General features: G+C 63.1%; 10 protein-coding genes. 7 read left to right on the plus strand and 3 right to left on the minus strand.

Annotated features, from left to right (window positions below; genetic code table 11):
* The first annotated feature begins 53 nt into the window (after nucleotides 1–53).
* The gene (locus GYM54_RS15495) at nucleotides 54–497 is read left to right on the plus strand and encodes a hypothetical protein (protein ID WP_197444883.1); all 444 of its coding nucleotides are present in this window, start codon (nucleotides 54–56) and stop codon (nucleotides 495–497) included.
* Here GYM54_RS15495 and GYM54_RS15500 read toward each other — a convergent pair whose 3' ends face one another.
* A complete protein-coding gene (locus GYM54_RS15500) occupies nucleotides 498–1,427 on the minus strand; it encodes an AEC family transporter (RefSeq protein ID WP_197444967.1) in 930 nt (309 codons plus the stop codon).
* A gap of 144 nt (nucleotides 1,428–1,571) precedes the next feature.
* Here GYM54_RS15500 and GYM54_RS15505 point away from each other — a divergent pair, with 144 nt between their 5' ends.
* On the plus strand, nucleotides 1,572–2,795 hold the full coding sequence (locus GYM54_RS15505; protein WP_131649456.1) for a diguanylate cyclase: 1,224 nt from the start codon (nucleotides 1,572–1,574) through the stop codon (nucleotides 2,793–2,795).
* Here the strand turns inward: GYM54_RS15505 and GYM54_RS15510 are convergent.
* Nucleotides 2,781–3,182, minus strand: coding sequence for an acyl-CoA thioesterase (locus tag GYM54_RS15510; protein WP_131649457.1), 402 nt, complete (start codon nucleotides 3,180–3,182; stop codon nucleotides 2,781–2,783). The genes GYM54_RS15505 and GYM54_RS15510 overlap by 15 nt on opposite strands.
* Before the next feature lie 218 nt (nucleotides 3,183–3,400).
* On the opposite strand from GYM54_RS15510, the gene GYM54_RS15515 reads away from it, so the two are divergent.
* The 5 genes from GYM54_RS15515 (at nucleotide 3,401) to phoU (ending at nucleotide 10,457) form a co-directional block, all read left to right on the plus strand.
* Nucleotides 3,401–4,372 carry a PstS family phosphate ABC transporter substrate-binding protein gene (locus GYM54_RS15515; RefSeq protein ID WP_181099458.1) on the plus strand — a complete coding sequence of 324 codons (972 nt, stop codon included), beginning with the start codon at nucleotides 3,401–3,403 and terminating at the stop codon, nucleotides 4,370–4,372.
* 217 nt (nucleotides 4,373–4,589) lie between these two features.
* The gene (locus GYM54_RS15520) at nucleotides 4,590–6,866 is read left to right on the plus strand and encodes an ABC transporter permease subunit (RefSeq protein WP_131649459.1); all 2,277 of its coding nucleotides are present in this window, start codon (nucleotides 4,590–4,592) and stop codon (nucleotides 6,864–6,866) included.
* A gap of 126 nt (nucleotides 6,867–6,992) precedes the next feature.
* Nucleotides 6,993–8,609, plus strand: coding sequence for a phosphate ABC transporter permease PstA (gene pstA / locus GYM54_RS15525; protein ID WP_197444968.1), 1,617 nt, complete (start codon nucleotides 6,993–6,995; stop codon nucleotides 8,607–8,609).
* Nucleotides 8,610–8,714: 105 nt separating this feature from the next.
* Nucleotides 8,715–9,542, plus strand: coding sequence for a phosphate ABC transporter ATP-binding protein PstB (pstB, locus tag GYM54_RS15530; RefSeq protein ID WP_131649461.1), 828 nt, complete (start codon nucleotides 8,715–8,717; stop codon nucleotides 9,540–9,542).
* Nucleotides 9,543–9,731: 189 nt separating this feature from the next.
* Nucleotides 9,732–10,457, plus strand: a complete 726-nt coding sequence (phoU, locus tag GYM54_RS15535) for a phosphate signaling complex protein PhoU (protein WP_131649462.1) — start codon at nucleotides 9,732–9,734, stop codon at nucleotides 10,455–10,457.
* Between the two features lie 236 nt (nucleotides 10,458–10,693).
* Here phoU and GYM54_RS15540 read toward each other — a convergent pair whose 3' ends face one another.
* The gene (locus GYM54_RS15540) at nucleotides 10,694–12,067 is read right to left on the minus strand and encodes a GTPase/DUF3482 domain-containing protein (RefSeq protein ID WP_131649463.1); all 1,374 of its coding nucleotides are present in this window, start codon (nucleotides 12,065–12,067) and stop codon (nucleotides 10,694–10,696) included.
* Between the last annotated feature and the right edge of the window lie 33 nt (nucleotides 12,068–12,100).

Consider the following 12,100-nt stretch of genomic DNA (forward strand, 5'->3'; position numbering starts at 1 on the left):
TTGGGTCGCGCAATTCTGTTCCGATGGCTGTTCGTCGATCACCGGGACACCCGATGAAAACCTTCTTTCTTCTGGTCTGGGGCTTGCTTAGCCTGTTGCTCACAGCGGCCGTATTGCGTGAGCTCTGGCTTGATCCCTCTCTGGCCAGCATTTTGGTGCTGCTGCTGGTTGGCTATTACATCTTCTGCTTCTTTCAGCTGATCCGTGCCGCCTATCTGCCCTGGGGATTGCTGGGTTCGTATCGGCGCAGTGGTTATTGGCTGTGCCTGATGCTGCAGCCGCTGACGCTGATTCCACTGCATGCTGCCTACAAGGTTTGGGTGCAGGGCGGCTACGTGGCGGTTGAAGCTTCGCGGCGTACCGCATGGATGCACCATCTGCTCGGTTGGCTACAGGACGCGCTAGGCTATCTCGGGCCCCTGCTTACGCTCTGCGCGTTGGGTGTCGGCCTGGCAGTGGCGCTGCTGCGCTTGCTTCGCACGCAGGATCTGCGCTGATCATCCGTTCAACAACGTCAGCACCAACGGCAAGCTGGCCGCAGCGAGCAGCGTCTGCAGGGTGATGATGCCGGCCATCAGGTGGCTGTCGCCTCCAAGTTGGCGGGTCAGGACGTAAGCGGTGGGTGCGGTGGGGAGGGCGAAGAACAGCACCAGGATGGTCGTCTCCATGTCCGGTAATCCGAGAGCCAATGCCACGCCATAAGCCAGCAGCGGGACGGCCAGCAGGCGCACCGCGCTGTTCCAGCCCAGCGCCGGGATCTCCCCGCTCAGCTCCTGCGGCTTGAGTGCCGCGCCGACGCAGAGTAGCCCTAGCGGTAAGCTGGCAGCGGCCAGCAGGCTCAATAGTCGATCGGTCCCGCCGGGCAAACCCAGCCCTGCGAGGTTCACCAGTGCACCGGCCAGGCAGGCGAGAATCAGCGGGTTCTTGATGATCGGCAACAGCAGCGAACGCACGTTGACGCCACGCTCGGCGGTCAGCGCCCACACCGACATCACGTTTACCGTTGGCACCATCAGCGCCAGCATCAGTGCCGCCAGCGCCAGGCCTTCCTTGCCGAACAGGCTGCCGACCGCCGCCAGGCCCAGATAGGTATTGAAGCGTAGTGCGCCCTGGGCAAACGCGCCGAAGCGAGCGGCCGGCCAGCCGCGCATCCGCTTGGCCAGCAACAGTCCGATCCATACCAGCCCCAGTCCGAGCATGACCGCGCCGGCCAGGCGCGGCAGTGCAGGATTGTTCAACGGCGCAGTGGCCAGGCTGCTGAACAGCAGCGCCGGGAACAGCACGAAATAGTTGATTCGTTCGGCGCCCGGCCAGAATGCCTCGTTGGGGAATTCTTTCAGCCGTAGAAAATAGCCGACAACGATCAACGCAAATAAAGGCCAGAGGGCGAGCAGAAGGGCAGTCACGCGATACATCCAGTGGTGCATGTAGATAGGCGATAGTGCGGCGTTGCGTTTGTGTCCGCAAGCCAGACGTAGTGGTGCTGCACCGAGGCTGGCGCTCATCGGAAAAACGAGCACGATGATGCCTAATTGATATCATATGCGCGCTTCTGTATATGAGCGTCTCCCATGCGAACCATAGAAACCAAGTCCGCCGAGGATTATCGGGACACACCGTACGGGCAGCAGCTGCTCGATGGTTTCCGACGCCTGCTGTTCGCACCGGACCTGGAACGCGAATTCCGCCGTTATATTGGTCGCCAGGCGCGATTGGCGCAGCAGCTAGGTGCCTGTCTGCTGATCCTGGTGGTCTGCGGTTACCTCTATGTCGAGCACCAGCTATTCGGTGATCACGATCCCGACTGGTTGCGTGAGTTGACCGTGCTGCGCCTGCTGCAGATCGTGCCCGGTCTGGCAATCCTGGTGCTGACGCTGTTCATGCGACGGGCGCGAATCATCGCTAACCGTATGTTCCCGGCGTTCCTTGTGCTGATCGGCGTGATCGCGGCGCGGATCGACATGCAATACGAGCTCACCCAGCCGGAGCTCGCCTTTCGCTATGGCGCCGGCCTGTTGATCGTCTGCTCGTTCTTCTTTCTCGGCGTAACCTTCTGGCGTGCCCTGGCCAGTGCGATGGCGATCGTTCTGTTCGATGTACTGATCGCGGTCGTGGTGCTTTCACCGAGCGAGCTGCTGGTGCACTGGATTTCGGTCAGCTATTACCTGCTGTTGCTGGTGCTCGGAGCGATCAGCCGCTACGTCCATGAATACTCGCAGCGCGAGCAGTTTCTGATGCGCAAGTTGCTCGGCTGGGTCGCTCAGCACGATGCCATGACGGGGTTGGCCAACCGCCGCAGCTTCGATAGCACCTTGCCGCAGACGCTGTTACAGGCGCGGCGCGAACGCAAGCCGCTGGCCTTGTTGTTGCTCGATCTGGATAACTTCAAGGACTACAACGACAGCCTCGGTCATCCGGCGGGCGATGCATTGATTCGGGAGTTCGGTACGCTGCTCGCGGGCTTCTCGCGGCGGCCGCTGGATCTGGCGGCGCGGGTGGGCGGTGAGGAGTTTGCGCTGCTACTGCTCGATTGTGATGCGCAATCGGCACAGGCCATCGCCGGACAGATACTGCAAAAGTTGGAAGAGCGTGCGTTGCCGCATCCGGCCTCGGTGCATGGTGCCCACGTCACGTCGAGTATTGGCGTGGCGGTGCTGCAGCCGGAGCAGACGCCCGAACAGCTGTATCACGCCGCCGACACGGCCTTGTACGAAGCCAAGCAGGCCGGCAAGAACCGCTACGCGATGAGCGCCGGTCAGACAACCGAGGCCCGCAGCTGCTCAGCGGCGTGGTGATACCGGGCGAGTGCGACCGCTACCGTCGATGGCCACGAAGACGAACACCGCCTCGGTAACCTTGCGCCACTCACTGGAGACAGGATCGTCGCTCCAGACCTCCACGAGCATGCGAATCGAGCTGCGCCCGACATCCAGCGTCTGGGTATAGAAGGACAGCTGCGCGCCCACCGCCACCGGCACCATGAAGGCCATGCGATCGATGGACACCGTGGCGACGCGGCCGGCTGCCACGCGGCTGGCCATGGCGGTCCCGGCCAGATCCATCTGCGAGACCAGCCAGCCACCATAGATATCGCCGAACCCGTTGGTCTCGCGTGGCAGCGCAGTGAGTTGCAGGGCCAGATCGCCCTGTGGAATCGGATCTTCCTGTTCGTATTCTTTCATCGGTCGACTCGCGGCGCGGTTGTTGTTCTGGCGCGAAAAACCCGCGGTAGTGCGGGCCGGGGCGAGTATAGCGGCTGAATGTTTCAGCAGCGACCGTGCAGTCGCGTCTCCGTTGCCGTAACCAGATTGTCACATTCCGTTCATAGAGTGTTCACGCGGCCTGCAGACAATGGCCCCCGTTCCAACACACTCGAGCACACCCCTGCTAGGAGCAAGGTATGACACTGAATCGTTTGATGGCGGCCCTGACCTTCGTTGCCGCTGGTGTAGGCGCTGCCAGCGCTGTTGCCGCTGTTGATCCGGCACTGCCGACCTATGAGAAGACCTCCGGCGTTTCCGGCAACCTGTCCAGCGTCGGTTCCGACTCGCTGGCCAACCTGATGACCCTGTGGGCCGAAGACTTCAAGCGCAGCTACCCGAACGTCAACATCCAGATTCAGGCTGCCGGTTCCTCCACCGCACCGCCGGCTCTGACCGAAGGCACTGCCAACATGGGCCCGATGAGCCGGCCGATGAAGGACAACGAAATCCAGGCCTTCGAAGAGAAGTACGGCTACAAGCCGACCGAAGTGCCGGTCGCCATCGACGCCCTGGCTGTGTTCGTACACAAGGACAACCCGATCAAGAGCCTCGACATCGAGCAGGTCGATGCCATTTTCTCCAGCACCCGTCTGTGCGGTGGCGAGCAGGACATCAAGACCTGGGGCGATCTGGGTCTGACTGGCGAGTGGGCCAGCAAGCCGATTCAGCTGTTCGGTCGCAACTCCGTGTCCGGCACCTACGGTTACTTCAAGGAAGAAGCCCTGTGCAAGGGTGACTTCAAGCCCAACGTCAATGAGCAGCCGGGCTCCGCCTCGGTGGTGCAGTCGATTTCCAGCACCCTGAATGCTATCGGTTACTCGGGCATCGGCTACAAGACCTCCAGCGTCCGCGCCGTTCCACTGTCCAAGGGTGGCGAAGCCTTTGAAGCCAGCGAAGAGAACGCCCTGGCTGGCAAGTTCCCGCTGGCACGCTTCTTCTACGTCTACGTGAACAAGGCCCCGAACAAGCCACTGAGCCCGATCGATGCCGAGTTCCTCAAGCTGGTGCTGTCGAAGCAGGGTCAGGAAGTCGTTGTCAAGGACGGCTACATCCCGCTGCCGAAGACCGTTGTCGACAAGACACTGAAAGAACTGGGTCTGGAAAACTAAGACCTGCTGCCAGGCTTGCGGCGCCCGCTGCGAGCCTGATCAAGACGCCCGCCACGCATTTTTGCGCTGGCGGGCGTCGTCGCGTCACCTCGCTGTAATGTTTCTGTCACACGGCTTTATTAAATTAGGCGCCCGACCGGCCCTCCGTAGCCAGTGGAAACGACTCGCTCCCAGAGGCGCGGCAGTTTTAGCGGCCTGAGCGGCCAGGACCCTTCGCATGAACGATATAGAGACCATGAGCGCGAATTCCGATGTGCAACGGCTGGACTTCAATACCCCGGCTCTGCAACGCAAGCGCCGCATCCGCGCGCTGAAAGACAACCTGGCGCGTTGGTACGTCTCCATCGGTGGCCTCGCCGTGCTGGGCGCCATCTGCCTGATTTTCTTCTACCTCGCCCAGGTCGTCCTGCCGATGTTCCAGGGCGCGGAGCTGGAGGCGCGTGATGCGCAACAGCCCGCCTGGCTGGCCGACGCTGGCGAGCCGCTGTTGCTGGCCATGGAAGAGCAGAACCAGGTCGCCATGCGCCTGGGTAACGATGGCCTGGTGCGCTTCTTCAGCCTGCGGACCGGCGAATCCCTGCGCACCATCGAACTGCCGCTGCCGGCTGACAGCCGCATCGTCTCGGTTGGGCAGGACACGCCGGGTAACCGCCGTATCGTGCTGGGCCTGGACAATGGCCAAGTGCTGGTCGTCGAGCACAACTACAAGATCACCTACCCGAACGGCGACAAGACCATCACCCCGCAGCTGGATTATCCGTTCGGCCAGGAACCGCTGCAGCTCGACCCCGAAGGTCGGCCCATCGCCCACGCCGCGGTCAGCCTGAATGGCAAGACCCTGATGGTCGCTGGCGCCACTGACGGCGCGCTGCAGGCCCTGCGCATCTCCGCCACGGAAAATCTGCTGACCGGTGAGACCACCCTGGAGGAAGATCGCCTGGATCTGCCGCAGCTATCCGAGCCGATCAAAGCGCTGCGCATCGATCCGCGCCATATGTGGCTGTTCGCGGTGAGTGGCCGGGCCAGCGTCGACGTCTTCGATCTACGCCGCAAGCAACTCAACGGGCGCTACAAACTGCTTGGTGGCAAGGGTGAAATCACCAGCGTCGCTGCCTTGCTGGGTGGCATCTCGCTGATGGTCGGCGACTCGACGGGCGGCATCGGTCAATGGTTCATGGTGCGCGGCAGCGATGGTCAGGCCGAGCTTGAGAATGTGCGCAACTTCCAGCTAGGCAGTCAGCCGATCACGCAAATCCTTTCCGAAGAGCGCCGCAAGGGCTTCCTCGCCCTCGACAGTGCCGGCACCCTGGGGATTTTCCACAGCACCGCGCATCGCACGCTGCTGACCGAACCGGTCGCCGAGGGTGCGGCTGTCGCTGCCCTGTCGCCGCGGGCCACCCGCCTGCTGGTGGAGTCGGGCGATCAGCTGCAGCGCTTCGTGATCGATAATCCGCATCCGGAGATTTCCTGGAGCGCGCTGTGGGGCAAGGTCTGGTACGAAAGCTATCCGGAACCGGATTACGTCTGGCAGTCGACCTCCGCGACCGGTGACTTCGAACCCAAGTTGAGCCTCTCGCCACTGGCCTTCGGTACCCTCAAGGCGGCCTTCTACGCCATGCTGCTGGCGGCACCGCTGGCGATCTGCGCGGCCTTCTACACCGCTTACTTCATGGCCCCAGCCCTGCGCCGCAAGGTCAAGCCGGTGATCGAGCTGATGGAAGCGCTGCCCACGGTCATCCTGGGCTTTTTCGCCGGCCTGTTTCTCGCGCCCTATCTGGAAAACCACTTGCCCGGCATCTTCAGCCTGTTGCTGCTGATGCCGCTGGGGATTCTGCTGGCTGCCTGGCTCTGGAGCCGACTGCCGGAAAACGTTCGCCTGAGCGTGCCGGAGGGTTGGGAGGCGGTGCTGCTGATCCCGGTAATCCTGGCGGTGGGCTGGGGCTCGCTGGCCGTCAGCGGCTATCTGGAGAACTGGTTCTTCGGCGGCGACATGCGCTTGTGGCTGACTAACGAAATGGGCATTCCCTTCGATCAGCGCAACGCCTTGGTGATTGGTCTGGCGATGGGCTTCGCGGTGATCCCGACGATCTACTCGATCGCTGAAGACGCCGTGTTCAGCGTGCCGAAAAGCCTCACCCTGGGTTCTCTGGCGCTCGGTGCGACGCCCTGGCAAACGTTGACCCGCGTGGTGCTGCTGACTGCCAGCCCCGGCATCTTCTCGGCACTGATGATCGGCATGGGCCGCGCGGTCGGCGAAACCATGATTGTGCTGATGGCCACCGGCAACACACCGATTATGGAAGCCAACATTTTCGAAGGCATGCGCACCCTGGCGGCCAACGTTGCGGTGGAAATGCCCGAATCGGAGGTAGGCAGTACCCACTACCGCGTGCTGTTCCTCGCCGCGATGGTGCTGCTGATGTTCACCTTCGTGATGAACACGCTGGCCGAGCTGATTCGCCAGCGCCTGCGTCGCAAGTACGCCAGCCTCTAAGGGCCACGCCTGCGGGCACTGACAAGCGTGCAGCCCTTGGCTGCGACAAGATTTCGACAAAGGTATCGATCCGTGAAAAAGGATTCGCTGACAAACTGGATCAAGAGCGGCACTCCCTGGATCTGGATGAACGCCGGTGCGGTCTCCATCGCCGTGATCATGACCCTCGGCCTGCTGGCGGTGATCGCCGTGCGCGGGCTGGAACACTTCTGGCCGGCCGACGTCATGGTCGCCGATTACCAAGTGCCCGGTGCCGAGCCACGCGTGCTGGCCGGCGAGCTGGTACAGGCCGAAGAGGTACCGCGTGCCCGTCTGGCCGCCAGCGGTTTGCCGGTGGACGTCGAGGGCGGCGAGTTCATGACCCGCGAGTTGCTCAAGGTCGGCAACCGTGAGGTCTATGGCGCGGACTTCTCCTGGGTCGTCGGCGAATGGTTGAGCAACCCGCGCAAGCCAGCTGAATTGATCGTCATCGAGCGTCGCGAATGGGGCAATTTCTATGGCGAGCTGCTGAGCGTCAAGGAAAGTGGACAGCTGGTAGCCGAGGGTGTTGCCGCCTGGGCAGAGTTTCAGCGCCGCATCGAGCGCATCGACGAGCTGCATGCGCAGATTTCGTATCTGGAGAAGGCCGATATCGGCCGCATCAACCATGGCCTCGAGCGTTTGCGCCTGAAGACCCGCAAGCTGGAGCTCGACGGTGAACTCGATGCCGCCGCGCAGGCGCAGCTGGACGCCGAGCGCGCCCAGTGGGATGCCGAGTACAAGGCGCTCGAGGGCGAACTGGTGTCGCTCTACCAGAGCTTCAACCGCGACAGCATCGTCGTGCGCACCATGGACGGTCAGGAAAAGGAGATCACGCTCGACAAGGTCGTGCGCGCCTATCGACCGAACGCCATGTCGGTGGCCGACAAGCTGGGCTTCTACTTCGCCAAGGTCTGGGAGTTCGTCAGCGACGAGCCACGCGAGGCGAATACCGAGGGCGGCATCTTCCCGGCGATTTTCGGCACCGTGCTGATGACCATCATCATGGCGGTGATCGTTACTCCGTTCGGTGTGATCGCGGCGGTCTATCTGCGTGAATATGCCAAACAGGGCGTGCTCACCCGCATCATCCGCATCGCGGTCAACAACCTTGCCGGTGTTCCGTCCATCGTCTACGGCGTGTTCGGCCTGGGCTTCTTCGTCTATGTACTGGGTGGCTCGCTCGACCGCATCTTCTATCCCGAAGCGGCGCCGGCTCCTGTCTTCGGTACGCCAGGCCTGATGTGGGCGTCGCTGACCCTGGCGATCCTCACCCTGCCGGTGGTGATCGTCGCCACCGAGGAAGGCCTGGCGCGTATTCCGCGGATGATCCGCGAAGGCTCGTTGGCCCTCGGTGCGACCAAGTCGGAGACGCTCTGGAAGGTTGTATTGCCCATGGCCAGTCCGGCGATGATGACCGGCCTGATCCTCGCCGTGGCCCGAGCGGCCGGCGAAGTGGCGCCGCTGATGCTGGTGGGTGTGGTCAAGCTGGCGCCTTCGCTGCCGCTCAACGGCAACTACCCTTACCTGCATTTGGACCAGAAGATCATGCACCTGGGCTTCCACATCTACGACGTCGGCTTCCAGAGCCCCAACGTCGAAGCAGCGCGGCCGCTGGTCTACGCGACGGCGTTGCTGCTGGTGTTGGTGATTGCGACGCTCAACCTCAGTGCGGTCGTCATCCGCAACCACCTGCGCGAGAAATACAAGGCGCTGGATCATTAACAGCAGCTGCACGCTTTAAGCGGCAAGCCTCAAGAAAAGTGAGGAGTGCCGGTTTGAGCTTGCGGCTTGTAGCTTGCAGCTTGTGGCTGCGAACGGAGTGAGCACATGCAATCGAATACCCATTCCATCGACATTTCCGCCCTTGGCCGCGACAAGCGCAGCCTCAGCCTGGCCGACGAGCCGGTGGCCATCGAGGTGCCGGATCTGAGCCTGTACTACGGTCAGAAGCAGGCGCTGTTCAACGTCAGCATGAACATCCCGCGCCAGCGCGTGACGGCCTTCATCGGCCCGTCCGGTTGCGGCAAGTCCACGCTGCTGCGCTGCTTCAATCGGATGAACGACCTGGTCGACGGTTGTCGCATCGAAGGCGCCATCAACCTTGATGGAACCAACATCTACCGCAAGGGTGAAGATGTTGCCGACCTGCGCCGCCGTGTCGGCATGGTGTTCCAGAAGCCCAACCCGTTCCCCAAGAGCATCTACGAGAACGTGGTCTACGGCCTGCGCATTCAGGGAATCAAGCAGAAGCGCGTGCTGGACGAAACCGTCGAATGGGCGCTCAAGGGTGCAGCGCTGTGGGAAGAGGTGAAGGACCGCCTGCACGAATCGGCGCTGGGCCTTTCCGGCGGTCAGCAGCAGCGTTTGGTCATCGCTCGGACCATCGCCGTGCAGCCCGAAGTGCTGCTGCTCGACGAACCCAGCTCGGCGCTCGACCCGATATCGTCGCTGAAAGTCGAAGAGCTGATCTACGAGCTCAAGGCTAAGTACACCATCGTCATCGTCACCCACAACATGCAGCAGGCCGCCCGCGTCTCCGACTACACCGCGTTCATGTACATGGGCAAACTGATCGAGTACGGCGACACCGATACGCTCTTTACCAACCCGGCTAAGAAGCAGACAGAAGATTACATCACCGGCCGCTACGGTTGATGTCTGGCCATGTCAGAGCGCGCCCGGCGGCGTCGGCGGAACTTGCCGTACAAAAAACGTACTGTCTGCGTTCCGCCTCCTTGCCTGACACACTCTGCCAAAGCCCAGACGGGCTCGCGTGGTTTCCAATTTACCTGGGTGCGCTGCGCACCAGCGCCGCCTAGCGGCAGCCTCCTCGGAGCGAAAGACATGATCAGCAAAGACAGCCACACCCAACACATCTCCCAGCAGTTCAACGCCGAGCTGGAAGAGGTGCGCAGTCATCTCCTGGCCATGGGCGGGCTGGTGGAGAAGCAGGTCAACGACGCAGTCACCGCGCTGATCGAGGCCGATTCCGGACTGGCCCAGCAGGTGCGCGACGTCGATGATCAGATCAACCATATGGAGCGCAACATCGATGAGGAATGCGTGCGCATCCTCGCCCGGCGCCAGCCAGCGGCCTCCGACCTGCGGCTGATCATCAGTGTCTCCAAGTCGGTGATCGATCTCGAGCGCATCGGCGACGAAGCGACCAAAATCGCCCGCCGCGCCATCCAGCTATGCGAAGAAGGCGAGTCGCCGCGCGGCTACGTCGAGGTGCGTCATATCGGCGACCAGGTGCGCAAGATGGTGCGCGAGGCGCTGGACGCCTTCGCCCGCTTCGACGCCGACCTGGCGTTGTCCGTGGCGCAGTACGACAAGACTGTCGACCGCGAATACAAGACCGCCCTGCGCGAGCTGGTCACCTTCATGATGGAAGACCCGCGCTCGATCTCCCGCGTGCTCAACGTCATCTGGGTGCTGCGCTCGCTGGAACGCATCGGCGACCACGCCCGCAACATCGCCGAACTGGTGATCTACCTGGTGCGCGGCACCGACGTACGCCACCTGGGCCTGACGCGTATGGCGGAGGAAGTTGCCAACAAGCGCGACTGAAAATCGGCGGGGCCTGTTGGTGGGCTGAAGCCCACCCTACATAACTGAACCTTGAGGCTGGCTGGTGGTGGGCTGAAACGACCGGAGTGCGTCGACTAACGACCGCTCGGTGGGCTGAAGCGGAACGCCGCCCGGCCCACCCTACATGACTTCTGCCGCCACAGTTTCGTAGGGCGGGCCGCGCGGCGTTCCGCGTAGGGTGGGCTTCAGCCCACCATCGGGACAGGCGAGCCGGGTCAGCTCCCGCGCAGCTCTGCCTGCAATGCATCGAGCGCTGCCTGGCGTTCGCTGTCCTGCAGCCGGGCGCCGGGGTTGAGCGAAGACCATGCCGGATGCGCCCGGCAGCGCTGTAGCGCTTCGGGTAGCTTGCCCTCGCGCCAGGCTTTGTCGTCCGGTGCATTGAGGCGGATGGCGTCCATGGCGGCGTGGCCTCGGGCGGCGAGGGCGATCAACAACTGCCGTTGACGCAGGGCGAGCAGGCGCAGCACCGCATCGTCGACGGTCAATTCTCGCTGGCCTTTGAGCTTGCCGAGCAGGCGGTTGCCGTAATGCCTGGCCGTCTGTGCGCCGCCGCCCGCGATGGCGCCGAGTAGCGCGGCGGCGCCGAGGGTGATGCCGCCGACCATCAGATCCACGCCGGCCCCGGCGGCTGCGCCCGCGGCCATCCCCCCACCGATTTTCACGCCCAGCTGTTTGAGCGTTTCGGGATTGAACAGGTCATCGCCCCAGCGGCCGTCGAGCAACGGCAGGTCGGCAGCGGCGGCGTCCTGTAAGCGAAAGCCGTAGAGGCGCAATAACGCTTCAACACAACGCTGCTCGCGGGCGCGCACGGCGTCGTGCAGTTCGCGGATCGCGCCGCGTTCCAGGTCCGGCTGGGCAGCGACGCTGCGACGACAGGCGGCGACATCCACCAGCAGCTCGGCAATGAGCCGATTGCCCTCGCTCAGCCGAGCAGCGGCCTGGGCTTCGTGATCATCGATCAGTCGCTGTAGTTTCGGGCGGGACTGCTCCAGCAATAGCGCCAGGCTTTCATAGAGCCGGCGTTCACCATCGATCGGCGGCGCCACGCTGTCGAAGCGCACCAGCGCATGCAGACCCAGCCGTGCCAGCGCTTCGCGCCACTGGTCTTCCCGGTGACCGGGCTGGGCGACGAAATTGAGCACCGGCAGCAGCGGTTTGCCGCAGCTGGCGAGCACCGCCAGTTCGTCCTTGTACTTGGCCAGCACCGGCTCGCGGGCATCGATCACATAGAGTCCGGCGTCGCTAGCAAGCAACTGGCGCAGCACCTTGGCTTCCTGCTCGAAACGCTGGCGCGCCTCGCTGCCGTCGAGAAAACGTGCGGTGCGCGCCGGACCATCGAGACGTTCGCCGGGGCGTTCGATTCGCTCCAGGTGGTCGAGCAGGGCGATGGCATCTTCCAGGCCGGGCGTGTCGTAGAGTTCCAGCAGCGGCTCGCCTTCGACCGACAACCGCGCGCCTTCGACGTGGCGGGTGGTGCTCGGTCGATGCGAGACCTCGCCAAAGCCGACATCGCGGGTGAGGGTGCGCAGCAGCGAGGTCTTGCCGACGTTAGTGTGGCCGACCAGCGCGAGTTTCAGAGGGGCGCTCATAGGAGGCCTCCGCCGCTCTGCAGGAAGGCAAAG

It is taken from the genome of Pseudomonas sp. MTM4, from assembly GCF_019355055.1.
GTDB lineage: Bacteria > Pseudomonadota > Gammaproteobacteria > Pseudomonadales > Pseudomonadaceae > Stutzerimonas.

Coding starts and splice junctions, on each gene's coding strand:
- pstB (WP_131649461.1), top strand. CDS start 8,715: ATGCAATCGAATACCCATTCCATCGACATTTCCGCCCTTGGCCGCGAC.
- GYM54_RS15515 (WP_181099458.1), top strand. CDS start 3,401: ATGACACTGAATCGTTTGATGGCGGCCCTGACCTTCGTTGCCGCTGGT.
- GYM54_RS15500 (WP_197444967.1), bottom strand. CDS start 1,427: ATGCACCACTGGATGTATCGCGTGACTGCCCTTCTGCTCGCCCTCTGG.
- GYM54_RS15520 (WP_131649459.1), top strand. CDS start 4,590: ATGAACGATATAGAGACCATGAGCGCGAATTCCGATGTGCAACGGCTG.
- GYM54_RS15540 (WP_131649463.1), bottom strand. CDS start 12,067: ATGAGCGCCCCTCTGAAACTCGCGCTGGTCGGCCACACTAACGTCGGC.
- GYM54_RS15510 (WP_131649457.1), bottom strand. CDS start 3,182: ATGAAAGAATACGAACAGGAAGATCCGATTCCACAGGGCGATCTGGCC.
- phoU (WP_131649462.1), top strand. CDS start 9,732: ATGATCAGCAAAGACAGCCACACCCAACACATCTCCCAGCAGTTCAAC.
- GYM54_RS15505 (WP_131649456.1), top strand. CDS start 1,572: ATGCGAACCATAGAAACCAAGTCCGCCGAGGATTATCGGGACACACCG.
- GYM54_RS15495 (WP_197444883.1), top strand. CDS start 54: ATGAAAACCTTCTTTCTTCTGGTCTGGGGCTTGCTTAGCCTGTTGCTC.
- pstA (WP_197444968.1), top strand. CDS start 6,993: ATGAACGCCGGTGCGGTCTCCATCGCCGTGATCATGACCCTCGGCCTG.